Source organism: Enterobacter sp. KBR-315C3_2022 (assembly GCF_041399425.1).
Lineage (GTDB): Bacteria > Pseudomonadota > Gammaproteobacteria > Enterobacterales > Enterobacteriaceae > Enterobacter.
The window spans coordinates 127,168-151,226 of the sequence record NZ_JBGKEB010000004.1 but is presented as its reverse complement, the minus strand read 5'-3'; the positions used below and the strand labels follow the sequence as shown (position 1 = coordinate 151,226).

At 59.8% G+C, this 24,059-nt stretch carries 25 protein-coding genes and 1 other RNA gene; 10 read left to right on the top strand and 16 right to left on the bottom strand.

Annotated elements, in window-relative coordinates; translation table 11 throughout:
• Nucleotides 1–45 precede the first annotated feature (45 nt).
• The 4 genes from tomB to AB8804_RS06625 all read left to right on the top strand — a co-directional run bounded on the left by tomB (nt 46) and on the right by AB8804_RS06625 (nt 2,038).
• A complete protein-coding gene (gene tomB, locus AB8804_RS06640; RefSeq protein ID WP_371184413.1) occupies nt 46–420 on the top strand; it encodes an Hha toxicity modulator TomB in 375 nt (124 codons plus the stop codon).
• Between the two features lie 27 nt (nt 421–447).
• Entirely contained in the window at nt 448–666 is a 219-nt protein-coding gene (locus tag AB8804_RS06635; protein ID WP_015571250.1) for an HHA domain-containing protein, read from the top strand.
• A 214-nt stretch (nt 667–880) separates the two neighbouring features.
• The gene (gene maa / locus AB8804_RS06630; RefSeq protein ID WP_371184410.1) at nt 881–1,438 is read left to right on the top strand and encodes a maltose O-acetyltransferase; all 558 of its coding nucleotides are present in this window, start codon (nt 881–883) and stop codon (nt 1,436–1,438) included.
• A 108-nt stretch (nt 1,439–1,546) separates the two neighbouring features.
• Complete coding sequence (locus AB8804_RS06625) at nt 1,547–2,038, top strand: YlaC family protein (RefSeq protein WP_371184408.1); 492 nt, start codon at nt 1,547–1,549, stop codon at nt 2,036–2,038.
• On the opposite strand, the gene AB8804_RS06620 is transcribed toward AB8804_RS06625, so the two are convergent.
• Nucleotides 1,986–3,446 carry a PLP-dependent aminotransferase family protein gene (locus AB8804_RS06620; protein ID WP_371184406.1) on the bottom strand — a complete coding sequence of 487 codons (1,461 nt, stop codon included), beginning with the start codon at nt 3,444–3,446 and terminating at the stop codon, nt 1,986–1,988. The genes AB8804_RS06625 and AB8804_RS06620 overlap by 53 nt on opposite strands.
• Nucleotides 3,447–3,546: 100 nt before the next feature.
• Here AB8804_RS06620 and AB8804_RS06615 point away from each other — a divergent pair, with 100 nt between their 5' ends.
• Nucleotides 3,547–4,257, top strand: a complete 711-nt coding sequence (locus AB8804_RS06615; protein WP_371184404.1) for a GNAT family N-acetyltransferase — start codon at nt 3,547–3,549, stop codon at nt 4,255–4,257.
• Here the strand turns inward: AB8804_RS06615 and ykgO are convergent.
• Both ykgO and AB8804_RS06605 read right to left on the bottom strand, forming a co-directional pair.
• The gene (gene ykgO / locus AB8804_RS06610; RefSeq protein WP_003859006.1) at nt 4,254–4,394 is read right to left on the bottom strand and encodes a type B 50S ribosomal protein L36; all 141 of its coding nucleotides are present in this window, start codon (nt 4,392–4,394) and stop codon (nt 4,254–4,256) included. The two genes, AB8804_RS06615 and ykgO, sit on opposite strands and share 4 nt — an antisense overlap.
• Nucleotides 4,395–4,396: 2 nt before the next feature.
• On the bottom strand, nt 4,397–4,657 hold the full coding sequence (locus AB8804_RS06605) for a type B 50S ribosomal protein L31 (protein ID WP_112011280.1): 261 nt from the start codon (nt 4,655–4,657) through the stop codon (nt 4,397–4,399).
• A gap of 217 nt (nt 4,658–4,874) precedes the next feature.
• Here AB8804_RS06605 and AB8804_RS06600 point away from each other — a divergent pair, with 217 nt between their 5' ends.
• Complete coding sequence (locus tag AB8804_RS06600) at nt 4,875–6,443, top strand: EAL domain-containing protein (protein WP_371184397.1); 1,569 nt, start codon at nt 4,875–4,877, stop codon at nt 6,441–6,443.
• 17 nt (nt 6,444–6,460) lie between these two features.
• Here the strand turns inward: AB8804_RS06600 and AB8804_RS06595 are convergent, their stop codons facing one another.
• From AB8804_RS06595 to AB8804_RS06585, 3 genes are all read right to left on the bottom strand, one after another.
• Entirely contained in the window at nt 6,461–9,553 is a 3,093-nt protein-coding gene (locus AB8804_RS06595; RefSeq protein ID WP_371184395.1) for a beta-galactosidase, read from the bottom strand.
• Between the two features lie 102 nt (nt 9,554–9,655).
• Nucleotides 9,656–10,726: a LacI family DNA-binding transcriptional regulator gene (locus tag AB8804_RS06590; protein ID WP_371184393.1), complete on the bottom strand. Its 1,071-nt coding sequence runs from the start codon at nt 10,724–10,726 to the stop codon at nt 9,656–9,658.
• Nucleotides 10,727–10,803: 77 nt separating this feature from the next.
• Nucleotides 10,804–11,415, bottom strand: coding sequence for a YitT family protein (locus AB8804_RS06585; protein ID WP_371184392.1), 612 nt, complete (start codon nt 11,413–11,415; stop codon nt 10,804–10,806).
• Between the two features lie 85 nt (nt 11,416–11,500).
• Between AB8804_RS06585 and AB8804_RS06580 the strand changes: the two genes are divergently transcribed.
• Nucleotides 11,501–12,922: a PLP-dependent aminotransferase family protein gene (locus AB8804_RS06580; RefSeq protein ID WP_371184390.1), complete on the top strand. Its 1,422-nt coding sequence runs from the start codon at nt 11,501–11,503 to the stop codon at nt 12,920–12,922.
• A 54-nt stretch (nt 12,923–12,976) separates the two neighbouring features.
• Here the strand turns inward: AB8804_RS06580 and AB8804_RS06575 are convergent, their stop codons facing one another.
• The 3 genes from AB8804_RS06575 to ffs form a co-directional block, all read right to left on the bottom strand.
• A complete protein-coding gene (locus AB8804_RS06575) occupies nt 12,977–13,192 on the bottom strand; it encodes a hypothetical protein (RefSeq protein ID WP_371184388.1) in 216 nt (71 codons plus the stop codon).
• Complete coding sequence (locus AB8804_RS06570; protein ID WP_112011275.1) at nt 13,189–13,440, bottom strand: hypothetical protein; 252 nt, start codon at nt 13,438–13,440, stop codon at nt 13,189–13,191. Before AB8804_RS06570 ends, AB8804_RS06575 begins: the two co-directional genes overlap by 4 nt.
• Nucleotides 13,441–13,719: 279 nt before the next feature.
• An RNA gene (ffs, locus tag AB8804_RS06565) (signal recognition particle sRNA small type) lies at nt 13,720–13,816 on the bottom strand.
• Between the two features lie 174 nt (nt 13,817–13,990).
• On the opposite strand from ffs, the gene AB8804_RS06560 reads away from it, so the two are divergent.
• Complete coding sequence (locus tag AB8804_RS06560; protein WP_371184386.1) at nt 13,991–14,302, top strand: MGMT family protein; 312 nt, start codon at nt 13,991–13,993, stop codon at nt 14,300–14,302.
• Nucleotides 14,303–14,332: 30 nt separating this feature from the next.
• Here the strand turns inward: AB8804_RS06560 and AB8804_RS06555 are convergent, their stop codons facing one another.
• Nucleotides 14,333–14,860: a YbaY family lipoprotein gene (locus AB8804_RS06555; RefSeq protein ID WP_371184383.1), complete on the bottom strand. Its 528-nt coding sequence runs from the start codon at nt 14,858–14,860 to the stop codon at nt 14,333–14,335.
• A gap of 203 nt (nt 14,861–15,063) precedes the next feature.
• Here AB8804_RS06555 and tesB point away from each other — a divergent pair, with 203 nt between their 5' ends.
• Complete coding sequence (tesB, locus tag AB8804_RS06550; RefSeq protein WP_371184381.1) at nt 15,064–15,924, top strand: acyl-CoA thioesterase II; 861 nt, start codon at nt 15,064–15,066, stop codon at nt 15,922–15,924.
• Nucleotides 15,925–16,020: 96 nt separating this feature from the next.
• On the opposite strand, the gene amtB is transcribed toward tesB, so the two are convergent.
• The 5 genes from amtB to AB8804_RS06525 all read right to left on the bottom strand — a co-directional run bounded on the left by amtB (nt 16,021) and on the right by AB8804_RS06525 (nt 21,939).
• The gene (amtB, locus tag AB8804_RS06545; protein WP_371184379.1) at nt 16,021–17,307 is read right to left on the bottom strand and encodes an ammonium transporter AmtB; all 1,287 of its coding nucleotides are present in this window, start codon (nt 17,305–17,307) and stop codon (nt 16,021–16,023) included.
• Nucleotides 17,308–17,342: 35 nt separating this feature from the next.
• Nucleotides 17,343–17,681: a P-II family nitrogen regulator gene (gene glnK, locus AB8804_RS06540; protein WP_371184377.1), complete on the bottom strand. Its 339-nt coding sequence runs from the start codon at nt 17,679–17,681 to the stop codon at nt 17,343–17,345.
• A 222-nt stretch (nt 17,682–17,903) separates the two neighbouring features.
• On the bottom strand, nt 17,904–19,685 hold the full coding sequence (locus AB8804_RS06535; RefSeq protein ID WP_371184375.1) for a SmdB family multidrug efflux ABC transporter permease/ATP-binding protein: 1,782 nt from the start codon (nt 19,683–19,685) through the stop codon (nt 17,904–17,906).
• Nucleotides 19,678–21,450, bottom strand: a complete 1,773-nt coding sequence (locus AB8804_RS06530) for a SmdA family multidrug ABC transporter permease/ATP-binding protein (RefSeq protein ID WP_371184373.1) — start codon at nt 21,448–21,450, stop codon at nt 19,678–19,680. Before AB8804_RS06530 ends, AB8804_RS06535 begins: the two co-directional genes overlap by 8 nt.
• A gap of 30 nt (nt 21,451–21,480) precedes the next feature.
• The gene (locus tag AB8804_RS06525) at nt 21,481–21,939 is read right to left on the bottom strand and encodes an Lrp/AsnC family transcriptional regulator (protein WP_029739897.1); all 459 of its coding nucleotides are present in this window, start codon (nt 21,937–21,939) and stop codon (nt 21,481–21,483) included.
• A gap of 115 nt (nt 21,940–22,054) precedes the next feature.
• Here AB8804_RS06525 and AB8804_RS06520 point away from each other — a divergent pair, with 115 nt between their 5' ends.
• The gene (locus AB8804_RS06520) at nt 22,055–23,101 is read left to right on the top strand and encodes a PLP-dependent cysteine synthase family protein (RefSeq protein ID WP_371184370.1); all 1,047 of its coding nucleotides are present in this window, start codon (nt 22,055–22,057) and stop codon (nt 23,099–23,101) included.
• Nucleotides 23,102–23,143: 42 nt separating this feature from the next.
• Here the strand turns inward: AB8804_RS06520 and cof are convergent, their stop codons facing one another.
• A complete protein-coding gene (cof, locus tag AB8804_RS06515) occupies nt 23,144–23,962 on the bottom strand; it encodes an HMP-PP phosphatase (protein WP_371184368.1) in 819 nt (272 codons plus the stop codon).
• Between the last annotated feature and the right edge of the window lie 97 nt (nt 23,963–24,059).

Here is a 24,059-nt window from a genome sequence, read left to right as displayed (position 1 = left end):
CCTTAAAGCTCGGTGAGTAAGAAATCACTCAAAAGGGGATGCGCTATGGACGAGTACTCGCCAAAAAGGCATGATATCGCGCAGTTGAAATTTCTCTGCGAATCCTTGTACCATGACTGCCTTGCCAATCTTGATGAAAGCAACCATGGCTGGGTGAACGATCCAACTTCTGCTATCAATTTGCAGCTCAATGAACTGATTGAGCATATCGCGACCTTCGCACTTAATTATAAAATTAAGTACAATGACGATAATAAATTGATTGAGCAAATTGACGAATATCTGGACGACACCTTTATGTTGTTCAGCAGCTACGGCATTAATGCACAGGATTTACAGAAATGGCGAAAGTCCGGGAACAGACTATTCCGCTGTTTCACCAATGTGAGCAGAGCTAACCCTGTTAGCCTTTCCTGTTAAAATTATTACAATTATTAAGGTAAATTTATGTCTGATAAACCACTCACTAAAGTCGATTATTTGATGCGCTTACGACGTTGCCAGTCAATTGACACACTCGAGCGCGTCATTGAAAAAAATAAATATGAGCTCTCTGACAATGAACTGGCTGTATTTTATTCAGCCGCTGACCATCGTCTTGCAGAGTTAACCATGAATAAGCTGTATGACAAGATACCGTCTTCTGTGTGGAAATTTGTACGTTAAATCCTGATCGGTGGCTGTAGAGTTCTACGTCGCAGTATGTAGCAGAATTTACCTTTCGAGTTATCCCCCCCGGATGAAAAGACAGGCCCCTTTGGCAAAGTGCTTTGCGACAATAAAGTTGTGATTATTGTCACACCCGCCTTTTGGGAACGTTCCCTTTCCGGTATCTCTCCGTTACCCTGTAGAGAAAATGGACACCGCTGGAGAGGTTACAATGAGTATTGAAAAGCAAAAGATGATTGCCGGGGAACACTACCGCCCCGGTGACGAAACGTTACGCGCCGACCGCATCCGCGCTCGCCATCTGATTCACCGCTATAACCATACCGCTCCCGATGAAAAAGCCGAACGTAAGGAGCTGCTTGCCGCCCTGCTGGGCCGCGGTGAAGGCGCCTATATAGAACCGAGCTTCCGCTGCGATTACGGCTATAACATTTTCCTCGGCAAGGATTTCTACGCCAACTTCGACTGCGTGATGCTGGACGTCTGCCCTATTCATATCGGTGATAACTGCATGCTCGCGCCGGGCGTGCATATCTATACGGCAACCCATCCTGTGGACCCGGTCGAGCGAAACAGCGGCGTAGAGTTTGGCAAACCGGTGACCATCGGCCATAACGTCTGGATCGGCGGGCGCGCGGTCATTAACCCGGGCGTAACGATCGGTGACAACGCGGTGATTGCGTCAGGTGCCGTTGTGACGAAAGACGTTCCGGCCAATGCGGTCGTGGGCGGCAATCCGGCGAAGGTGATTAAAATGCTTCAGGCGTAGCGAGCAACTGTTATGGTCTTTCAGCCAACAACTGTTACTTTTTCAGGCTGAACCGCTCCTCTAAAATGGGCAGATCCCCTGTATTTTCACGATTCATGAAGGCAAAAAATGACAGAGATACAGCGCCTGCTCACTGTAACCATCGACGACCTGAATACCCGCGAAAAGCGCGACAATCGCCCGCGCTTTAGCATCAGCTTTATCCGTAAACATCCGGGTCTTTTTATCGCCATGTACGCCGCCTGGCTAGCAACGTTGATTGTGATGCTCAGGTCCGAAACCCTGGTGGACTCGGTCTGGCTGCTGGTGGTGCTGTTCGTGGTGTTTAACGCGTTCTTCTTCTTCGACGTTAATCCGCGCTACCGCTATGAAGATATCGACGTGCTTGATTTTCGCGTCTGCTACAACGGCGAGTGGTATAACACCCGCTTTGTGCCTGAAGAGCTGATTGACAGCATTATGCGTTCTCCTGCGGTAGACGCGACGCAGAAAGAGAAGCTGCAGAAAATGGTGTCGACCAAGGGCGAGCTTTCGTTTTATGACGTTTTCACGCTTTCCCGCCCGTCTGCTGCCCAATCACCTGCTGTAAGCGTCGGATAGCCGACGCAAACTGTGACGCAGAGGTATTACCGTATCCGATAACCAGGCCGGTTTGCCCCTGCTGACTATCCAGGTAGTACCCGCTCAGTGCAGCGGGCGCCAGCTGAAAAGCCCGCGCCTGCTGAACAACCGCCACATCGTCAATCCCGTCAATCGCCACCGTCAGGTGCATTCCGCCCTCCCCCGCCAGCACGCGATGCGCAACGTGAAGCTCTGCATCGATCGCCTCGCGCAGCTGCCGATAGCGCTTGCGGTAGAGCCGACGCATCGCGGCAAGGTGGCGGGCGTAATGGCCTTCTTCTATAAACCGCGCCAGCGTGCGCTGCTCGGCGCGATGGCCGCCCCGCAGCAGCGCGCCGATGGCTGGACGCGCGGCGTTCGCCAGCGCCGGAGGAAGCACCATAAAACCAATCCGCAGGGACGGAAACAGCGTTTTACTGAACGTGCCGAGATAGACCACGGGCGCATTTTTCACCATCCCGAGCATGGCGGGCACAGGCTCGCCGGAATAGCGAAACTCGCTGTCGTAGTCATCTTCAATAATCCATGCGCTGTGCCGCTGGGCCAGCGCCAGCAGCGCCAGACGGCGGCGCGCGCTGAGCACGCTGCCGTAGGGAAACTGGTGCGAGGGTGAACTGAAAATCAGCGCCGGAGGAGGAAGCGTTAACCCCTCCCAGCACATCCCCTCTTCATCGACGGGGATACCGGCCATCGCCAGCCCCGCTTTGGCAAAGGCGCTTTTCGCTCCGGCGTAGCCCGGATTTTCCACCCACGCCACGTCGCCGGGCTCGCTCAGCAGCTGGGTACACAGGTTAACGCCCTCGAGCGCCCCCTCGGTGATGATGACCTGCCCGGCATCGCAATCAATGCCGCGCGACAGCGCCAGGTGGCGGGCAATCGCCTCGCGCAGGAGCGGTTCCCCCGCCGGATCGCCATAGCCCAGCAGCGCGCTTCCCTGCTCGCGCAGCACGCGGTCGTACAAGCGCCGCCACAGCGGCAGCGGAAAATAGTTAATGGCTGGCGTACCGGGCGTCAGCGCAGGCACCGGCGTATCTCTCGGCGTGGGGCGTGGGAGCCGGGCCACGCGTTTAGCCAGCTTCACGGAGGGCTCGGACAATGCGCCTTCAGGCGCGCGATAAACCTGCGCAGCCACCCGGGTGCCCTGCCTGCTGCGGTGCAGATACCCTTCAAGCGTCAGCTGCTCAAGCGCGGCATTCACGGTATTGCGCGACAGGGAGAGCTGTCGCGCAATAACGCGCGACCCCGGCAGGCGGCTTTCGGCCTGAAGCCTGCCGCACAGGATCGCCTCCCGAAGCGCGAGATAGAGCGCTCGCTGCAGGGTCTCCGCGCCGCGCTGCGCCAGCGCGGCGTGCATCAGGGTGTAAAAGTCATCGCCGGGTATATTCATTTTGCTCTCCGTGGTACCACCAGAACATACCCCGGTGGTTCTTTTTAAGGAACCAGATTTTCCATAATCTGGCGATCTTATCCCCCAACGAGAGCTAACAATGAATACGTTGAATCAGTTTGGACAGCCCGTGGGCGTCGCGCTCGTCGACTGGCAGCCGCGCCCTCATCCTGCCCGCGTAACGCTAAGCGGACGCTACTGTCGGCTCGAGCCGCTGAGCGTGGCGCACGCCGACGCGCTGTTTAACGCCTATCGGCTGGCTGAAGATACCCGAAGCTGGACCTGGCTGCTTCGCGAGCCGGACGCCACCCCGGACGAGTTCACCCGCTGGGTCGCGAGCGTGTGCGAACTGCCCGATCCGATCCACTTCACCGTGATCGATAATAAAACACAGGCCCCCGTGGGGACGCTCGCGCTGATGCGCATCGATCCTAAAAACGGCGTGGTCGAAGTGGGACACGTGCACTTTTCGCCCCTGCTCAGCCGCACGCCGATGTCGACCGAGGCGCAGTTTCTGCTGATGCAGTATGCGTTCGAGACGCTGGGCTATCGTCGCTACGAGTGGAAATGTAACAGCCTGAATGAACCGTCGCGGCGCGCGGCGCTGCGCCTGGGGTTTCAGTATGAGGGGCGTTTTCGTCAGGCGCTGGTCGTGAAGGGCCACAACCGGGATACGGACTGGTTTTCGATTATCGACAGCGAGTGGCCGGCGCTTTCGCAGGCGTTTCAACGCTGGCTTGCCAACGACAATTTTACCGACGATGGCAAGCAGCGAAGAACCCTGGAGAGCTGGCGTGAAGCGCGCGTTTAGCGTCTTTTTTTACGTCCCTGCACCGCTTTAAAACGCGGGTTAGACTTACAAATGACGTACAGGCGCCCTTTGCGCTTAACGATCTGGCAGTCAGGATGGCGCTGTTTTGCGCTGCGCAGCGAGTTAAGTACCTGCATGATTAGCCTCGCTTCGCGTTAAGAAAGCCGCCAAAACGCTGGCGGAAGCGGGCCGCACTGCCTTCCGTCGAAAACGTTTTCTGCTTGCCGGTATAGTACGGATGCGATTTTGATGACACCTCGATGGTGATATAGGGATAGGTTTCACCGTCGAGCTCAATTTCGCGGTCGGTTTTGATCGTCGAACCGACTTTGAAATATTCGTTGGCGCTGGTGTCGTGGAAAACCACGGTGCGATAGGCAGGATGAATATTCGGTTTCATAATTGGCCTTTTGTTTTGTTATAACATAACAAAAGAATAGCGAAGCTTTTCGCCAAAAACAACCCCTTTCCGATCGGGAATATCATCCGATCCCTGCCACCGCTACAAGATCAATGTTTTCTCATGCTATAACTGTATCATTTCACGGTGAAATTATTTCTCCTCAGGCAAACGTCGTCGCTGCCCGGGAGCGGGCGCAAGAGGAAGGAACGGCAGCATGAAAACCCGACATCTGGTCAGCCTGGTCACAGGGATTTTGATCTTGTCCGTACTACTCCCCATCTGCCTGAGCATCTGGCTGGCGCATCGCCAGGCGGAAGAGGAGTTTATTGATACGCTCGATAACTACGCATCGCGCGTGCTGCTGCGCACGGACAGGGTTGTTGACCAGGCCAAAGATGCCCTGACGCAGCTGCAGCGCTCCAAAGGCGTCCCGTGCAGCCGTCAGCACCTGCGCGAGATACGCCAGGTGGCCTTTTCTCGTCGCTATATTCAGGAAGCCATTTACGTCGAAAACCTCAGGCCGATCTGCTCCTCCCTTGAGCAGAACAGCAGCGGCGTTCCTTTCCCGCCGCCCATGCGCCGCACCTCCGACGGCTACAGCGCCTGGATTACGCCACAAAACGATCTCGGCTTTCATCACTACATGGCCGTGCTGGGGAAAGGAAATTACCTCGTCATGATCGACCCGGCCTCGCTGGTGGACGTGATCCCCTTCGGGACGATCGCCATCGACGCCGCCCTGATCGGGAACACCAGCCACCTTGTTTTTGCCAGCAGCAGCGCGCTTAACCAGCACGTTCGGCTGCTGATGGAAAGCAGAGCGCTGGCGCAGCTTGAGTATGACGGGGCGATGTATATCCGCAAGGCCATCCCGGAGCTGGGCATTGCCGTTATCGCGTGGGCGCCTTTAAAACCGCTGGCCGAAAGCTGGCACAAGCAGCTGCTCTTTTGGCTCCCCTTCGGCATGCTGGTTAGCCTGATCGCCGCCCTCTTCGTGCTGCGGATCCTGCGCCGCCTGCAGTCCCCGCGCAACCGCCTGCTTGACGCACTCAACAGCCGCGATTTTATCGTGAACTACCAGCCCATCGTGGCGTTAAACAGCGGAAAAATAGCGGGCGCGGAGGCCCTGGCCCGCTGGCCTCAGCCTGACGGGAGCTATCTTTCACCGGAAATCTTCGTTCCGCTGGCGGAGCAGACGGGGCTCATTTCGCAGCTCACCCAGCTGGTTATCGAAAAAGTCTTCGAAGACATGGGGAGCTGGCTGCATTTACACCCGGAGCAGCATATCTCGATTAACCTCGCCCCCGCGGATTTAACCTCCGGCAGGCTGCTGCCCTTGCTGCACGACCTTCTGAATAAATGGGGCGTTCATCCCGGACAGATTGCCCTTGAGCTCACCGAGCGCGGCTTTGCCGATCCCAAAGTGAGCGCCCCGGCGATTGCCGCTTTCCGCCGCGCGGGCCACGCCGTTTACATTGACGACTTCGGCACCGGCTATTCCAGCCTCAGCTATCTGCAGGATCTGGACGTCGATACGCTGAAGATCGACAAGTCCTTCGTGGACGCGCTGGAGTACAAAAACGTCACGCCGCACATTATCGAGATGGCAAAATCGCTGAAGCTGACCATGGTGGCGGAAGGCATTGAAACGGAAGGCCAGCTTGCCTGGCTGCGCCGCCACGGCGTCCAGTACGGGCAAGGCTGGTACTACAGCAGGGCGCTGCCAAAAGTGGAATATATCTTCTGGGCCGAGCGCAACCTCGCCCCGCCGCCGCAGGCCTGACGGCGGCGGGGCGCGGACTAGCGCGGCGCTTGCTGCCAGTTAAACGCATAGCGCAGCCGGCGCGCTGGCAGCAGAAACTCCGGTGAAACGCTCGGGCTCCAGGAGTCGTCCCCACCCAGCCCCATATGGAAGGCGTCCAGGCTCAGCCAGCAGCCCGGCTCTTCGCGCAGCAGGTGCTGATGCGTCGTCACGTGCAGCTGCTTCTGGCCGTAGCGGCTCAGCGAGAAGTTGAAATCCCCCTGAAGCTGATGCCCGGCAAACGCCAGCTCGCGCGTGTCGCAGCGCAGGCCGTTCTCCGTTGGGAAGATGTAGGGCGTATGCAGCGCGGCGAGCGGTAACGTCCAGCGCCCGTGCTGCGCCGCCAGCTTCCGGTCCGGGTAGTTTTCCAGCGGCCCTTTGCCAAGCCAGGATACCGTTTCCGGCGCCTGCGCAAGCTGAACGCTCACGCCCACGCGGGCGGGCTCGGGAATATCGGACGCGACCAAAACCGTCAGGTCAACGTGCAGCGCGCCGCGGGCGTCCACCCGCCAGACCTTGTCGCTCTGGAATAGCGCCTTGCCGCGATATTCCCAGACGTGGCGCGTTGTCACCACCACCTCTTCCTCCCGCTGCTGCGCTTCGCACTGCAATACGCGCGGCGACATCTCATACATGCCCGCCGCCTTCCAGCGCTCAACCCAGGCGTTCGGATCGATGCGCGTGGCCTCGCTGACGCCGATATCGTTATCCAGCGGCGCGCGGGTGAAATTATCCGTCAGCGGCGAAAGCAGCGTCTCCACGCCGTGGTTCCACCACTGCGTCAGGCTGCCGGAGGCTCGGTCGAACCGCCAGCGCTGCTGCTGATGGACAACCTCAAACGCGTCGGCGTGCTCCGACAGTGCCCCAGGCGTTCCCCCGCGCGCCGGTGGCGCGACGTGCATCGGTGCCGGAAGCTGCCACTGATCCCAGGCGCAGCGGTGTCCGGCCGGTGACCACGGCGTAGCCCGCGGCTGAAACACCTCTACGTTAAGCCAGACCTCGCCCGGCGCGGCATCCCATTCTGGCAAAACGATTTCCACGCGCTGCGTGCCCTGAGGCGCAATGTCCAACGCCACCTCACCGGAGGCAAGTATCAGGCCGTCGCGGGCAACGGACCATCTGAGGCGCTCGTTGTCGGTCGTGCGGAACAGATAGTCGCTGTGCACCTCAACCACCCGCGGCGAGGCGCTGGCCCGCGTAAAGGTGAATAACTGCTGGGCGCGCTGCGCTTCGAACAGCGCCGGATGCGGCGTCCGGTCCGGGAACACCAGTCCGTTCAGGCAGAACTGGCGATCGTTCGGCCTGTCGCCGAAATCCCCGCCGTAGGCCCAGAACGCCCGGCCGTCGTCGTCCTTCTTCGTCAGCGCCTGATCGACCCAGTCCCAGACGAACCCGCCCTGCAGGCGCGGGTGGTCGCGAAACGCCTGCCAGTATTTGGCAAACCCGCCAAAGCTGTTGCCCATCGCGTGGGCGTACTCGCAGAGGATCAGCGGGCGCGCTTCGTCCGGCATGCCGATCCATTTCTTAATCGACCATTTCGGGACCGCCGGGAACGGCTGATCCTCGTCGACGCGGGCGTACATCGGGCAAACGATATCGGTCGCCGCCGTATTGGCCCCCCCTCCTTCATACTGCACGGGACGCGTCGGATCGGTGCTTTTCACCCAGCGGTAGAGCGCGTCGTGATTCGCACCGTGCCCGGACTCGTTGCCGAGCGACCAGATGATAACGGAGGGATGATTCCGATCGCGCTGCACCATCCGCGTGACGCGCTCGCTCATGGCGGGCAGCCAGCGGGGATCGTCGGCAAGGCGGCTCATCGGCACCATGCCGTGGGTCTCAATATTGGCCTCGTCCACCACGTACAGGCCGTAGCGGTCGCAGAGGGTGTACCAGAGCGGATGGTTGGGATAGTGCGAGCAGCGAACGGCGTTGAAGTTGTGCTGCTTCATCAGCTCAATGTCGCGGCGCATCGTTGCCTCGTCCATGACCTGGCCGTTTTCCGGGTGATGCTCATGGCGGTTGACGCCGCGGATCAGCAGCGGTTTACCGTTCAGCTTCAGCAGCCCGTTTTCGATCGCCACGCGGCGAAAGCCGACGTCGCAGGCTTCGGTTTCGAGCAGCTGATTCTGCGCGGTGCGCAGCGTCATCGTCAGGCGGTACAGTGAAGGCGTCTCCGCGCTCCACAGCGCCGGTTCCTCAACGGGCATCGACACCGTGAGCCGCTCCGCCCAGCCTCCGCGCTCGTCGACAGCGGCTGAGCCCGCCCGCCGCGCGACGCTGGCGCACCGCTCGTCGTCGCGCCAGAGCGTGCATTCTACCTCGCACTCCGCGTAGCGCGGGCCCGCCAGCGCGATATCAACCTTCAGGACCGCCCGATCGCACTCGGCGTTCAGGTCAGTCGTAATGTGGTAATCGGCAATATGCGTTTCAGGCTTATGCAGCAGCGTGACGTCGCGGAAAATGCCGCTCATGCGCCACATGTCCTGATCTTCCAGATAGCTTCCGTCGCACCAGCGCAGCACCATGACGGCAATGCGGTTCTGCCCCGCGCGGAGGACCGCCGTGAGGTCAAATTCGGCAGGCAGGCGGCTGTCCTGGGAATAGCCGATCCACTGGCCGTTGCACCACAGGTGGAAGGCCGAGTTAACGCCGTCGAAGACAATCCGGGTTTGCCCCTGCGCCAGCCAGGCGCTATCCACATCAAATGTGAGCGAGTAACAGCCGGTCGGATTTTCTGCCGGTACGAACGGCGGATTGACGGGAATCGGATAGGTTACGTTGGTGTAGATGGGCGTATCGAAGCCCTGCATCTGCCAGTTTGACGGCACGGGCATGGCGACGGCCTCGGCGCAGTCTTGCGCAACCCACGCCTCCGGCACGCGTTCCGGCGCGGCATAAAAATGGAAGCGCCACTCGCCGTTCAGCGAGCGTCGGCTCTGCGACGGCGCGTCCTTTCTCGCGAGCGGCTCATCGCGCCAGCTGTGAAAAGGCGGGTGTGCGGCCAGGCGATTCCACTGGGTAACGCCGGGGTTTTCCCAGTCCCGACGGGCAAGAAGTGCGCTGAGGGTCAGCGGGGGTAACGTGGACATATTAACCTCTTTGCGAAGCGCTCACAATTTGAAGCAACATGCCCTGGTAATGAAGTGCGGTAAAGCCCGCGCGTGCAATGAAGCGAGTCAGATCACAAAGTCTTATTCCCGCGCCAGCTGTTCGGCAAGGATCGCAAGGCTGCGAAGCTGCTGCGCGAGCGCTTCGCGATCGGCCTGCCGCGACGCCCGGGGCGCAGACGAGTGGCGGGCGATCAGCGTGACGGGAAGCTGAACCTGCCAGCAGCGATCGGCGTCGATCGGTGCGAGCAGCCACTCAACGCTGCGCTCCCCCGCGTCACGAAACGCCTGGCGCACCGTGGTCAGCGGCGGAGAAAACCACGCGCTGTCGGCCGTATCGTCAAAACCAACGATGGAAATTTGGCCGGGAACCGCCAGCCCCTTTTCCGCGCAGGCGCGCATAACGCCGAGCGCCATCTGATCGTTAGCCACCAGGATAGCCCCCGGCAGCGCCGCGCCCGAAAGCAGCCGGTGCCCCTTCTCATAACCGGAGGCTGCGCTCCAGTCTCCGCTCACAATTCCCGCCGGTTCAAGCCCGGCCTGCCCTAGCGCCGCTTTCCAGCCCGCGAGGCGCGCCCGTGCGGACACCGAGCTTTCCGGCCCGCTCAGCAGCGCGATTCGCTGATGGCCGAGGCCAAGCAGGTGCTCAACGCCGAGCCTCGCCCCTTCGTCCGCGTTGAAAATCAGACTATGAACCCGCGCCGAGGGCGCAACGTCCAGAAACAGCACCGGCACCGGCGCGGCCGTCTCGCGCAGCGCCTCGGCGTGCGCGTCGTCCAGCGGAACGTTCACCAGCAGCGCCTCTACCCGCTGGGACAGCAGCTCCTGCAGCGCGCCCTGGCACTGCCCGGCAGATCCCACCATGGAGATCAGCACGCTTGCCCCCCGCTCAACCGCGCGGGATTTTACCGCCGAGACGATTTGCGACGGGGCGTGCAGGGCCAGGTCGGTGGTGATCAGCCCCAGCGTGCGGCCGCGCTTGCCCGCCAGCTGCTGCGCGCCGCGGTTGGGCACGTAGTGCAGCTCCGCCATCGCCTGCTGCACCTTTTCCCGCGTCCGGTCAGACACGTGATCCGCGTCGTTAAGCACGCGGGAAACCGTTTGATAAGAGACGCCCGCCAGGCGGGCGACGTCATAGAGCGTGATAGCTTTCATGCTTTCCTGCATCGCCAGAAGAGATGCCGCTATTCTGGCACAGCAGCGTGGCTAAAGCTTGTGAGCGCTTCGCAGAATTAAACAATACGCTCGGGTTCGGCTAGCGCCCGCGCCCGCGGCTTATGGCGAAACCACGGCAGGCAGAGCTGGATCAGCGGGCCGATGGTCAGCGCATAGAGCACCGTTCCCACGCCGAACGTTCCGCCCAGCAGGCAGCCGATCAGCAGTACGGAGACCTCAATCGCCGTGCGCACCACGCGGATCGACCAGCCGAAGCGGGCGTGCATGCCGGTCATCAGGCCGTCTCGCGGCCCCGCGCCAAACCCCGCGCCGATATACATCCCGGTGGCGATCGCATTCACGACGATCCCCGAGACTAGCAGCGCGATGCGGATCGGCAGCGAGGCGATGTCCGGGATCAGCGCCATCGACGCATCCGCCGCGAGGCCAATGCAGATCACGTTACTGATCGTCCCAAGACCGGGCAGCTGCCGCAGCGGGATCCACAGCAGCAGGACCAGCGCGCCCGTCACGATGATCACCGTGCCGATGCTCACGCCCAGCTGCAGCGCCACGCCCAGGTGAAATACATCCCACGGATCGACGCCCAGATCCGAGCGGATAAACATTGCGGTCGACAGGCCGTAAAGCCCCAGGCCGACGTAAAGCTGAATCAGACGACGTACCATTTTTTCTTCTCCCAAAAATCAGGCTTTCATCATCGGTGAAATTGGCTCTATGATTAATGTCCAGTTTTCAAATAGTGGACTGCATATGTCAGCTCGTCGTTTCGGTAGTCAGTCTTTGGTGCGCCTGCTGGGCAACTGGCAGCATCCCGGTTCCCGCACGCCGCTGTGGCGCCAGCTGGCGGACGCGCTGCGCATGCTCATTCTGGACGGCAGGCTGGCGCTGCACACGCGCCTGCCGGGCGAACGGGAGCTCGCCGCCGCGCTGGAGGTTAGCCGCACCACGATCGGCAGCGCGCTGGGGCTTCTGCGCGAAGAGGGTTATCTGGAAAGCCGCCACGGCAGCGGGTCGCGCGTGATTTTGCCGGACTCGCACGCCGTCCCGACGCTTTCAACCGCCAGCGCGGCGCTGGATCTTTCCACCGCCGCGCTCGGCGCCGGGCCTGAAATTCACCAGGCCTACAGCCACGCGCTCACCGCGCTTGCGCAGCACCTGACGCTGACGGGTTACGATCAGCTGGGGTTGCCCGCCCTGCGCCAGGCGATAGCGGACCGCTACGCCGCGCGCGGGCTGCCAACGCGGGCCGATGAGGTAATGGTGGTGAACGGCGCGGTGAGCGGCTTTGCGCTGGTTTTGCGGATGATGACCGGACCCGGCGATCGCGTCGTGGTCGATCATCCTACCTACGCGCTGGCGATTGCCGCCATTCAGGGGGCGCTTTGCCGCCCGGTTGGCGTCTCGCTGCCCGAAACGGGATGGGACACCGATGGCTTCGCCGCCACCATTGCCCAGACGGCTCCTCGCCTGGCCTACCTGATGCCTGATTTCCATAACCCGACGGGCCGCTGCATGGACGTTCGAACGCGCCAGGCGATAGCAGACGTTGCGGCGCAAACCCGCACCGCGCTGGTGGTGGACGAAACAATGGTAGACCTGTGGTTTGATGCGCCGCCGCCGCCCCCGCTGGCCTCTTTTAACCCTGAGGCCACGGTGATTACGCTCGGCTCAACCGGCAAAAGCTTCTGGGGAGGATTGCGCCTTGGCTGGATCCGCGCCTCGTCGCGCACGATAGCGATGCTGGTTCAGACGCGCGACGCGATGGACCTGGGCTCGCCGCTGCTGGAGCAGCTCGCCACGCAGTGGCTGATTGAGCATGCCAACGAATTTCTCCCCGCGCGTCGAAACATGCTGGCGGAACGGCGCAACCGGTGCAGGGCGCTTTTGCGCGAGCATTTTCCCGACTGGACGTTTCACGAGGCCGAAGGCGGCCTGTCCTACTGGATTGCGCTACCGGGCATGCAGGCCACGCAGCTGGCGGCCCGTGCAGAAACGATCGGCATCAACCTCGGCACCGGGACGCGGTTTGGCCTTTCGGGCGCGTTCGATCGTTATTTACGCATGCCTTTTTCACTTCCGCCGGAGGAATTAGAGCAGGCGCTGTTAAAAATCAAGCCGCTGTGGCTGGCGCTCAATAATGCGGGCCCCACCATCAGGCGAAGTGTGGTTTGAAATAAAAACTGCTGACTGTAGCAGATGCAGTCAGCAGTTTTCACAAACAGGAATTCAGTGTTGAGGAGGAATCGGGAAGCCTTTCAGTGAAATAACAAAATTATCCCCGTCTTTCTTTATTTTGGCACCGGTGTCACACCAGTCCGACGCAATACGAAAGAACTCATCGCTTCCGACGTTCCAGTCAAGCCGGACGTGTTTAACATAGCCGGAGCGTAGAAGGTCGCAGGCTTCTTTGTAATCGTGGGCGTTTGACAGTTGTTGTTTCATTTTCTCTTCTTCAGAAGTTTACGTAGTGCTTTGATTTCTTTAGGAGTAAATGGAGAAACACTCTCTTCTTCCGTATGCTGATTATCGATATCCTCTTCCGATACTCCCGCCTCTGCTTCCGCTTCAAATGCCAGCAGCAGCAGCTTCTCTGTGGTCACGCTGAGGTTCTCATTGTTCACTTCAGCGTAGTGGCGAAGTCTTTCTTTTAGCGCTTCATCGATTTTAACGTTTAATACCGCAGTCGCCATGATGGTCACTTCCCTTCGGAATAAGTGCTTAATTAAATACACGAACGTGAGGCGGTAATCCAGACATATCTTTTTTGTTTATGACGGAGAAATTACGGCCAAATATAAAATGACACGCGTTTATTTCATCTTTATGACAGTAATATTTCAGGTGCATGAACAATATATTAAATATTAATTCAATAACCTTAAATAACGCGCGGATTTATTATCCATTAAAATATAAAGGATATTTCAGTGAAAGGGAGGAAAATCAGGAAGAGCAGAAATGGGTGGGGGCCCTGCCAGCTACATCCCGGCACACACGTCGTCTGCCCTGGCTGCTTCCTTCCGGACCTGACCTGGTGAACAGAGTAGCGTTGCGGGAGAACCAACAGAGCCCCCATTGAGAGCGTTGTTAACCAACGCGCAGCCGCATTATCCCTATGCCGCCCTGCAATTGCAAGCCGCCGCCATCCGTATGCTGGTTTATTGCGCAAACTTGCGCAGTAATCAGGTAATATCTCTCTTTTGCCAATCTGAGTGTCAGACCAGCCTCACAGGAGCCCCCATGGACGTCCACGACTCTTTCCCACAGCGCGTATGGCAGATTGTCGCCTCCATTCCGGAGGGATATGTCACCACCTATGGCGACGTGGCCCGTCTGGCGGGATCGCCACGCGCGGCGAGGCAGGTCGGCGGCGTGTTGAAAAGATTGCCGGAAGGAAGCACCCTGCCCTGGCATCGGGTGGTCAATCGCCACGGAGCGATATCGTTAACGGGTACAGACTTGCAGCGCCAGCGGCAGGCCCTGCTTTCAGAAGGCGTGCAGGTATCGGGTTCAGGACAGATTGATATGCAGAAATACCGGTGGGCGTACTGAAGCCCTCTTCCGCAGAAGAGGGCTGGGCGATTACAGCTGGGTCGGAGGCGTAGGCAGGGACGGCTGATTGCCCTGCGGCGCAACCGGTACTTCCGTCTGCTGCACCGGAACCAGGTTCAGGTCAATCTTCGTACCGCCGTGGTTAACCGCTTCCTGGACCGTATCGGTGATAAACACCAGCTTATCGTTAATGGTCACCGCGGCGCTCAGCAGGATGCGCGCGTTTGGCTTCACGTCCGCTGGGTTATACGGCAGAACGAAGCTGAACGGTGGCTGCTTGCCTTCGGTGCGCACCGCGCGCTGCGCCAGCACTTTCGAAGGTGCATCAGCCAGAGAGGCATCAGACAGCGTTACCGTTAAGACCGCGTCCGGCGGCAGCGCCACTTTCTGTTTGATCCACACCGTACCGGAAACATTTGGCTGCTGAATGGCCTGCTGTGATGGGGCGTTAATCCCGCTTTGACCTGCTGTTGGCACCGGCACATCGGCACTCTTACCGGCACAGGCGGACAGCGCCACCGCAATTGCCACACCACTTACCATAGGCACGAGTTTCATTGAAGTCTCCTTATCATCAATGCACCAGCGGGATCGATCCCATCTGATGTCGTTTCATTCACATAACGTAAACAAGTGTGGCACAAATCACGGATTTATGCCTAATTTCGCCCGGATATTAAGATTATTCTACCCGTCGGACCACTTACATTTCTGGGTTATAATCAGCCTATCTTTTGCCACGGCGTTTACTGAGGACCACTATGAGTCAGGCACTGAACAATCTGCTGACGTTACTTAATCTGGAAAAAATTGAGGAAGGGCTCTACCGCGGGCAAAGCGAAGATTTAGGCCTGCGCCAGGTCTTCGGCGGACAGGTCGTTGGGCAGGCGCTGTATGCCGCAAAGGAGACCGTTCCGGCAGACCGTCTGGTGCACTCCTTCCATAGCTATTTTCTGCGCCCTGGCGACAGCGCAAAGCCGATCGTGTACGACGTTGAGGTGCTTCGCGACGGCAACAGCTTTAGCGCGCGCCGCGTTGCGGCGATCCAGAACGGCAAACCGATCTTCTACATGACCGCCTCTTTCCAGGCGCCGGAGCCGGGCTATGAGCATCAAAAAACGATGCCGCCCGCCCCGTTGCCGGACGATCTGAAATCCGAAACGGAGATCGCCCGCGCGCTCGCCCACCTGCTGCCACCGCAGGCGAAGGAAAAATTCCTGTGCGACAAGCCGCTGGAGATCCGCCCGGTGGAATTTCACAATCCGATGAAGGGCCATACCGCCGAGCCGAAGCGCCAGGTCTGGATGCGCGCTAACGGCACGGTGCCGGAGGATTTCCGCGTTCACCAGAATCTGCTGGGCTATGCGTCTGATTTCAATTTCCTGCCGGTGGCGCTTCAGCCGCACGGCGTCGGATTCCTGGAAAAAGGGATGCAGGTCGCTACCATCGATCACTCGATGTGGTTCCACCGTCCGTTTGATATGAACGACTGGCTGTTGTACAGCGTCGAGAGCACGTCGGCCTCGAGCGCGCGCGGGTTTGTGCGCGGTGAGTTCTACACGCAGGATGGCGTTCTGGTCGCGTCAACGGTGCAGGAAGGGGTGATGCGCAATCGCGGTTGACGTTAAAAAGCCGGGTGGCGGCTTCGCCTGACCCGGCCTACAAAAGCACAACACGCAGGCCCGGTAAGCGCAGCGCCACCGGGCAGCGGACTCTACTCAGGCATTATACGCATTCTCGCCGTGGCTGTTGACGTCCAGCCCCTCGCGCTCCTGCTCTTCCGGCACGCGCAGGCCAACGGTCATGTCCGCCAGCTTGTAGCCGATAAAGGCCACCACGCCGGACCAGACGACGGTGATGGCGATGCTTTCCAGCTGCACCAGCACCTGATGAACCATGGTCACACCCTCCGCGTAGCCCACGCCACCCAGCGATTTCGCGGCGAAGATGCCCGTCATAATACAGCCGATGATGCCGCACACGCCGTGAACGCCGAATACGTCGCAAGGGTCGTCAACGCGCAGCACGCGTTTCAGCGCGGTAACGCCCCACAGGCCCGCCAGACCGGCGACCAGGCCGATAAGCAGCGCACCGCCCACGCCCACGTAACCACAAGCTGGCGTGATCCCGACCAGGCCGGCAATCGCACCGGAACACGCGCCCAGCAGCGACGGCTTGCCGCGAACGGCCCATTCGCCAAACACCCAGGAGAGAATGGCCCCCGCCGTGGCAACAACGGTGTTGACGAAAGCCAGAGCCGCGATTTCGTTCGCCGCGCTGGCAGAACCGGCGTTAAAGCCAAACCAGCCGAAGTAGAGGATCGCGGTACCGGTAAACACCATCGGCAGGTTGTGCGGTTTAAACGCTTCTTTGCCAAAGCCCACGCGCTTGCCAATCAGGTAGGCGCCCACCAGGCCCGCTACCGCGGCGTTGATGTGCACAACGGTACCGCCCGCAAAGTCCAGCGCGCCGTGTGACGCCAGCAGGCCGCCGCCCCAGACCATGTGCGCAATCGGCACGTAAGAGAGGGTCAGCCAGACCACCACGAAAATCAGTACCGCCGAGAAGCGGATGCGCTCCGCCAGCGCGCCGACGATAAGCCCCACGGTGATACAGGCAAACGAGCCCTGAAACGCGACGTGGATATACTGGTAGAAGCTGCCCATCAGCGCGGTCAATTCGATGTTTTTGAGCATCGCCCAGTTGAAGTTGCCGAAGAAGGCGTTGCCTTCCCCGAAGGCCAGCGAATAGCCGTACACCACCCACAGCACGCAGACCAGCGCGAAGGTCACGGCAACCTGGGTCAGCATCGACAGCACGTTTTTACCGCGGATCAGGCCGCCGTAAAACAGCGCAATGCCCGGGATAGTCATGAACAGCACCAGCGCGGTGCAGATCATCATAAAAGCGTTGTCGGCTTTATCCGCCACCGCTGGTGCAGCCATGGCCGCACCCGGCAGCAGCGCTAACGATGCCAGACCTGTTGTCATTTTTGCTATCTTCATTTTCTCGATCCCTATCACTGTGTGCCAGGCGTTAATTACAGTGCCGCTTCGTCAGATTCGCCGGTACGGATGCGAATGACGCGCTGCAGTTCAGCAACGAAAATTTTGCCGTCGCCAATTTTTCCGGTGTAGGCCGCTTTGCTCACCGCTTCAACAACCTCGTCGAGCTGATCGTCAGCAATCGCGACGTCTATTTTCACTTTCGGCAGGAAATTAACGCTGTACTCCGCCCCGCGATACAGTTCGGCATGCCCTTTCTGACGACCGAAGCCTTTCACTTCGGTGACCGTCAGGCCCTGAATCCCCATGGAAGAGAGCGCTTCACGCACGTCTTCAAGTTTGAATGGTTTAATAATCACCGTAACCAGCTTCATAAATCCCCTCCAGTCAGAATTTGCCAATGGCCGCAGCTCGCACGTGAAAGCTATTGCAAGCGGTGTGCCAAAACAGGAATGGAGGTGAATACGCGGTTGAACGCGCGTAAATGCGCGGGAAGGACAGGACGGGCGAAAAAAAACGCACCATGGCAGTGCATGGCGCGTTTCCGTTTTGCACCAACAGCGACGAGCGTCAGCGCATTGCCTGCTTTTAGTGCATCAGGCGCTAAGGGTTTCTTCTTCGCGCGCGCTGGCGGCGAGCTCTTCGCCCGCCAGCTGGAGCTGATACATCTGCCAGTAGCGGCCTTTGGCCTCCAGCAGCTGTTTGTGCGTCCCGCGCTCGACGGCCTGGCCGCGATGCAGCACCAGAATGGTGTCCGCCTCAACGATCGTGGAAAGGCGGTGGGCAATCACCACCAGCGTCGTATGGTCGCGTACGGCGGCCAGCGCCTGCTGGATAGCCTGCTCCGTGCCGGAGTCAATGCTGGCCGTCGCTTCGTCGAGGATCAGCACCTGCGGCGTCTCAATCAGCACGCGCGCCAGCGCCAGAAGCTGCTTTTGACCGACGGAGAGGTTATTCCCCTGCTCGCCCAGCTTCGTATTGATGCCGTCGCTGAACCCGCGCGCCAGCTCCGCCAGCTGCACTTTTTCCAGCACGTCCCAGACCTGCTCCTGGTTATACGGACGGCCCAGCGTGACGTTGGCATAGAACGTATCCGCCAGCACGACCGGATCTTGCTGCACCATCGCCACGCCTTTGCGCAGCACGCCGTGGCTGAGCGAGGCGAGCGGACGCCCGTCCAGGCGGATCTCCCCGTGCGTTAACGGGTAGTAACCCATCAGCAGGCTGGCGAGGGTGCTCTTGCCGCTGCCGGTGTGCCCGACCAGCGCCACGAAGCCGCGCGACGGGACGTCAAGGTTAATGTCCTGGAGCACCAGCCGGTCTTCGCGATAGGCGAACGAGACGTTATCAAACGTGATGCTGCCGCTTTGCAGAGGCCGCTCGTCGCTGCCGTAGGTCTGCCGCGGTCGGTCCATCAGCTCAAACACGCGTTCCCCGGCCACAACGGCCTGCTGCAGCATCGACTGCTGGGTCGTCAGCTCGATCAGCGGCTCGTTAAGCCGCCCAAGATAGCTGATAAACGCGTACAGCACCCCCACCTCAATGGTGCCGCGCGTCGTCAGGCCAAACAGCATCAGCAGCCCGCACAGCACCAGCGCGGAGAAGAGGCTCAGGAGCGGACGCAGCAGGAAGCCGTCAAGGCGCAGGGTTTGCATGCGTGCCATATAGTGCGAGCGGCTGGCCTCGCCCATACGCTCGCCAAACCGCGCCTGCTGGCGGAACTGCTGGATCACGCTCATGCCGTTGATCACTTCGTTAAAGCCGTCATTGATGTCCGCCAGATAGGCGCGCACGCGGCGAACGATCGGCGTGCTGTAGCGCTGGTAAATCACCATCACGATCAGCACCGCCGGGAAGATGGTGATGGCCACCAGCGCCATGCGCCAGTCGAGGCTAAACATCGCCACCAGCATCGCGCCAATCAGCGCCGCGCTGCGCAGCACGGTGGCGACCACGGTGACGTAGAGATCGCGAATGACTTCGGTATCGTTGGTGACGCGCGAAATCACCTGCCCGACCGGCTGGGTGTCGAACTCGCTGAGCGGCTGGCGCAGCGCTGCATCCATCACGTCCGTTCGCAGCTGCTGCACCACGCCAACGGCCGCCCGGTTAAAGAGCAGCGACTGGGCGTAGTGCAGCGAGGCCGCGGTGATTTGCAGCCCCACGTAGGCGACGCCAAGCCCGGCCACCAGCCCCAGCGGCATATAGCTTTTCGCCACCATGTTGTCGATAAAGTAGCTGATGAGCAGCGGGCCGCTCACTTCGGCAATCGCCGCGATCCATAGCAGGAGCACGGCAATCGACAGCGGCTTGCGCCAGGGAGAACCGTACGCCAGCAGGCGCTTGAGCGTTGGCCATAGCTGTCCAAAATTACGCATCTTTCGCCTCCTGACCCTGCTCGGGGGCATCATCCAGCGCTGCTTCGAGCTGCTGGTAGCGGTACATGTCGCGATACCAGCCCGGCTGGTCGGCAAGCTGCTCGTGCTGGCCGCGCTGGGCAATATGCCCGTGCTGAAGCACTAAAATTTCATTTGCTTCCGTCAGCGCAGAAAGACGATGCGCGCTGATGATCACCGTGCGCCCCTCGCCCCACTGGCGCAGGTTGTGCAGGATCTGGTGCTCGGTGCGCCCGTCGACGGCAGAAAGCGCGTCGTCCAGGATCAGGATTTCAGCGTTCAGCAGCAGCGCCCTCGCTATGGAGATGCGCTGCTTTTGCCCGCCGGAGAGCATCACGCCGCGCTCGCCCACTTCCGTTTCATAGCCCTGCGGCAGCCGCAAAATATCCTCGTGCACGCTGGCTAAGCGCGCCACGTGCTCAATCTCCGCCTGCGTTGCCGTCGGGCAGCCCAGCGCAATGTTGTTGGCGATGGTGTCGGAGAATAAAAACGGCGTCTGGCTGACGACCGCCAGGCGGCTGCGCCAGTCGTCCAGCAGCAGCTCGTCGAGCGGAATGTCGTGGAAGCGGATATCGCCCTGCGTGACGTCGAAGTGGCGCTGGAGCAGCGACAGAACGGTGCTTTTTCCGGCGCCCGTTGGGCCGCAAATCCCCAGCATCTGGCCGGGCTGCAGCGTAAAGCTGACGTTTTCGAGCACCGGATGCTCCGCCTGCGGGTAGGTAAACTCGCGAACAGACGCCTGTATCACCCCGCGGCCTTCAGGCAGAGGCCTGCTGCCGTCGTTAACCACCGGCGCTTCGGCCAGCATCGCGCGGATGCGGCTGTAGGCGGCGCTGCCGCGCTCGACGATGTTGAACATCCAGGCGAGCGCCAGCATCGGCCAAATCATTAATCCAAGGTACATCGCAAAGCTGGTCAGCTGGCCGAGCGTCATCGTGCCCCGCACCACCATCCAGCTCCCGCCGCCAATCGCCAGCAGGTTAGCCATACCGATGGCGATATAGATAGTCGGATCGAAACGGGCGTCGATGCGCGCCACGCGCATATTTTTCGCGCCGGTATCCGCCGCGTCTGCGGCAAACAGCGAGGACTGACGGTCCTCCAGCCCAAACGCCTTGATCATGCGGATGCTGGTCATGCTCTCCTGGGTGCGATCGTTGAGCGACGAGAACGCCGCCTGCGCCAGCTTGAAGCGCTCGTGCAGCTGTTCGCCAAAGCGGTTAATCGCCAGGGCCATGATCGGCATCGGCAGCAGCGCCAGCAGCGTCAGCTGCCAGCTGATCTGGGTGGACATGACGATCAGCACCGCACAGCCCATCACCAGCGAGTCCACCAGCGTTAATACCCCTTCCCCTGCGGCAAACACCACGCGGTCCACGTCGTTGGTCGCGCGGGCGATGAGATCCCCGGTGCGGTGGCGCAGGTAAAATTCCGGGTGCTGGCGGCTCAGCTGGCGGTAGAAATCTTCTCTTAGCTCAACGGCCAGCTGGTAGGATGCGCCAAACAGCAGAACGCGCCAGACGTAGCGCAGCAGGTAGACGATGACCGCGGTGAGCACCAGCGTTCCAATCCACATCCACACCCGCGCGGCGGTGTAATGCTGTTCCGTGACGCCATCCACGACGTACCCCACCACCTTAGGCGGGATCAGCTGCAGAATGGCAATGATGATAAGCAGGAATACTGCGCCGAGATAGCGTTGCCATTCCCGACGAAAGTACCAGCTTAGTTGGGCAAATAATCGCACGCGGTCTTTTCCTGAAGGTATTTGACTAAGTTATTCAATGGGTAACGCAGTGGTGTATTTAATCTGTTCCATGGCGAAACTCGAGGTGACGTCGGATAAGCCCGGCACGCTGTTGACCAGCCGCTTGTAGAAATCATCGTAACGCTTCATATCCGCCACCTGAACGCGCATCAGATAGTCGTACTCTCCCGCCATGCGCCAAAAGCCGAGCACCTCCGGCATCTCTGAAACCTGGGTAACGAAGCGGCAGTACCAGTCGCTGCTGTGGTGCTGCGTTTTGATCAGAACGAAGGCCGTCAGGCCAAGCCCCAGCTTTTCGGGATCTAACAGCGCGACGCGGCCCAGCAGGATGCCGTCGTCTTCCAGCTTTTTCAGGCGCTTCCAGCACGGCGTGGTGGTCAGATTAACGGCATCGGCCAGCGCCTGCAAAGAGAGGGTACAGTCGTTTTGCAGCAGTGAAAGCAGCTTGCGGTCAATTTTATCTAACATTCCCACCTCGCAGAGAAAATTTTTCTCCCCTAATTCTATTTTAAAGGCCAGATAGCAACAATTTTTTCTGTGCTATTCGCTATGCTGGGCACAAAATGACAAACGGATAATTACGATGAATACCACCTGGGTTAAACATGCCATCAGCGAGATAAATGCCGACTATCAGCGTTCAGCAGATACCCATCTCATTCGCCTTGCCCTGCCCGGATTTCCCGGCATTCAGCTCTATCTGAAGGATGAGAGCACCCACCCTACCGGCAGCCTGAAGCATCGCCTCGCGCGGTCCCTGTTCCTGTACGGGTTGTGCAACGGCTGGATTAACGAAGGCACGACGATTATTGAATCGTCATCCGGCTCTACCGCCGTCTCCGAGGCCTATTTTGCCCGCCTGCTGGGCCTGCCGTTCATCGCCGTGATGCCCTCCTGCACCGCGAAACGCAAAATCGAGCAGATCGAATTTTACGGCGGACGCTGCCACTTCGTGGAAAGCGCCTGCGAAATCTACGCCGCTTCCGAAATGCTGGCCCGCGAGCTTAACGGCCACTATATGGACCAGTTTACCTTTGCCGAGCGCGCAACCGACTGGCGCGGCAACAACAACATTGCGGACAGCATTTTCCGCCAGATGACCCACGAGCCGCATCCCGTTCCGTCTTACGTGGTGATGAGCGCGGGTACGGGCGGGACGTCGGCCACCATCGGCCGCTACATTCGCTGCCAGGGCTACGATACCCAGCTGATGGTGGTCGACCCGCAGAACTCCGTTTTCCTCGACTACTGGCAAACCCGCGATGCGGCGCTGCGCAGCCCTGTGGGGAGTAAAATTGAAGGAATTGGTCGCCCGCGCGTGGAGCCGTCTTTTATTCCTGACGTGGTGGACGAAATGCTCCGCGTGCCGGACGCCGCCAGCGTTGCAACGGCGCACTGGCTGGAAACGCAGCTGGGCCGCAAGGTGGGAGCCTCCACCGGCACCAACATGTGGGGCGCGCTGCAGCTTGCCGCCCGGATGCGCGAAGAGGGCCGCACGGGCTCGATCGTCACCCTGCTGTGCGACAGCGGCGAGCGCTATCTTGAAACCTATTACAACGATGAATGGGTGCAGGCCAATATTGGCGACATTGCCCCGTGGAAAGCGCAGATTGCCGCGCTGGTGAAATAAAAAAAAAGCCAGGCCGAAGCCTGGCTTGCTGGAAGGGTCTCACTATTCGGGGGAATACGGGAGGTTGTTTTTGTCCAGCCAATGTGTCAAAAAATGGGACACCGCTTCGTTGCGGCAGTGTCCGATAACCGGAAGATGAGGCAGCTCCGCAATGAGCTGCGGCATCGCATTACCCATGATCAGACCACGGCCGACGCTGCCCAGCATCTCGCGGTCGTTCATCGCGTCGCCAAACGCCATACAGTCCTGCATCGTTAAGCCGAGATGGTCGCTCAGTACCGCGAGGGCCGATCCTTTGTTGCACCCTACCGGCAGCACTTCCAGACAATCCACCGCCGAGAACGTCAAATGCGCACGGTTGCCCAGCGCTTCGTTTAGCTGGATGCGTAAACGGCGCAGATCGTCATGATCGCCGCAGAAACAGATCTTGGTCACCGCATGGGCAGGGATCCGGCGCAGGTCGATAAGCTGATATTTAAAGCCGCTGTAGACGTGGGCGTGCAAAAGCTCGGGGATTTCCTGGCCGGTAAACCAGCCTCCGTCGTTGAAAACGTGAACGCTGGCCTGGGTATCCCAGGCGCTGTGGAGAACGATATCTGCCACTTCCGGATTGAGATCTGCGCGGTGCAGCACGTCCCCTTCCACGGAGTGAATGCGCGTGCCGTTGCCGGTGATCAGAAACGCGTCCAGAGAAAACGCGCCCAGCAAATGACGCATCTCCAGCTCGTGGCGCCCCGTAGCAAACGTCAGGGTTACGTCGCGCTCGCGCAGTCGTTTCAGGGTGGCCAGGGTTTTGTCGCCCAGGCGGTGATCGGGCATTAACAGCGTGCCGTCCATATCAAATGCAGCGAGCCGGGCCATAAATACTCCTGAAGTGTGATGCGGTTAACTTGTGCATCAGTATTGCGTGAGATATACGGAAGTAATAGTGAATAGATGAAGATTATTGTTCCGGGTT

Bases quoted from the DNA above. Each gene is read 5' to 3' on its own strand.
- tomB (WP_371184413.1), top strand. From the start codon at position 46: ATGGACGAGTACTCGCCAAAAAGGCATGATATCGCGCAGTTGAAATTT.
- AB8804_RS06635 (WP_015571250.1), top strand. From the start codon at position 448: ATGTCTGATAAACCACTCACTAAAGTCGATTATTTGATGCGCTTACGA.
- maa (WP_371184410.1), top strand. From the start codon at position 881: ATGAGTATTGAAAAGCAAAAGATGATTGCCGGGGAACACTACCGCCCC.
- AB8804_RS06625 (WP_371184408.1), top strand. From the start codon at position 1,547: ATGACAGAGATACAGCGCCTGCTCACTGTAACCATCGACGACCTGAAT.
- AB8804_RS06620 (WP_371184406.1), bottom strand. From the start codon at position 3,446: ATGAATATACCCGGCGATGACTTTTACACCCTGATGCACGCCGCGCTG.
- AB8804_RS06615 (WP_371184404.1), top strand. From the start codon at position 3,547: ATGAATACGTTGAATCAGTTTGGACAGCCCGTGGGCGTCGCGCTCGTC.
- ykgO (WP_003859006.1), bottom strand. From the start codon at position 4,394: ATGCAGGTACTTAACTCGCTGCGCAGCGCAAAACAGCGCCATCCTGAC.
- AB8804_RS06605 (WP_112011280.1), bottom strand. From the start codon at position 4,657: ATGAAACCGAATATTCATCCTGCCTATCGCACCGTGGTTTTCCACGAC.
- AB8804_RS06600 (WP_371184397.1), top strand. From the start codon at position 4,875: ATGAAAACCCGACATCTGGTCAGCCTGGTCACAGGGATTTTGATCTTG.
- AB8804_RS06595 (WP_371184395.1), bottom strand. From the start codon at position 9,553: ATGTCCACGTTACCCCCGCTGACCCTCAGCGCACTTCTTGCCCGTCGG.
- AB8804_RS06590 (WP_371184393.1), bottom strand. From the start codon at position 10,726: ATGAAAGCTATCACGCTCTATGACGTCGCCCGCCTGGCGGGCGTCTCT.
- AB8804_RS06585 (WP_371184392.1), bottom strand. From the start codon at position 11,415: ATGGTACGTCGTCTGATTCAGCTTTACGTCGGCCTGGGGCTTTACGGC.
- AB8804_RS06580 (WP_371184390.1), top strand. From the start codon at position 11,501: ATGTCAGCTCGTCGTTTCGGTAGTCAGTCTTTGGTGCGCCTGCTGGGC.
- AB8804_RS06575 (WP_371184388.1), bottom strand. From the start codon at position 13,192: ATGAAACAACAACTGTCAAACGCCCACGATTACAAAGAAGCCTGCGAC.
- AB8804_RS06570 (WP_112011275.1), bottom strand. From the start codon at position 13,440: ATGGCGACTGCGGTATTAAACGTTAAAATCGATGAAGCGCTAAAAGAA.
- AB8804_RS06560 (WP_371184386.1), top strand. From the start codon at position 13,991: ATGGACGTCCACGACTCTTTCCCACAGCGCGTATGGCAGATTGTCGCC.
- AB8804_RS06555 (WP_371184383.1), bottom strand. From the start codon at position 14,860: ATGAAACTCGTGCCTATGGTAAGTGGTGTGGCAATTGCGGTGGCGCTG.
- tesB (WP_371184381.1), top strand. From the start codon at position 15,064: ATGAGTCAGGCACTGAACAATCTGCTGACGTTACTTAATCTGGAAAAA.
- amtB (WP_371184379.1), bottom strand. From the start codon at position 17,307: ATGAAGATAGCAAAAATGACAACAGGTCTGGCATCGTTAGCGCTGCTG.
- glnK (WP_371184377.1), bottom strand. From the start codon at position 17,681: ATGAAGCTGGTTACGGTGATTATTAAACCATTCAAACTTGAAGACGTG.
- AB8804_RS06535 (WP_371184375.1), bottom strand. From the start codon at position 19,685: ATGCGTAATTTTGGACAGCTATGGCCAACGCTCAAGCGCCTGCTGGCG.
- AB8804_RS06525 (WP_029739897.1), bottom strand. From the start codon at position 21,939: ATGTTAGATAAAATTGACCGCAAGCTGCTTTCACTGCTGCAAAACGAC.
- AB8804_RS06520 (WP_371184370.1), top strand. From the start codon at position 22,055: ATGAATACCACCTGGGTTAAACATGCCATCAGCGAGATAAATGCCGAC.
- cof (WP_371184368.1), bottom strand. From the start codon at position 23,962: ATGGCCCGGCTCGCTGCATTTGATATGGACGGCACGCTGTTAATGCCC.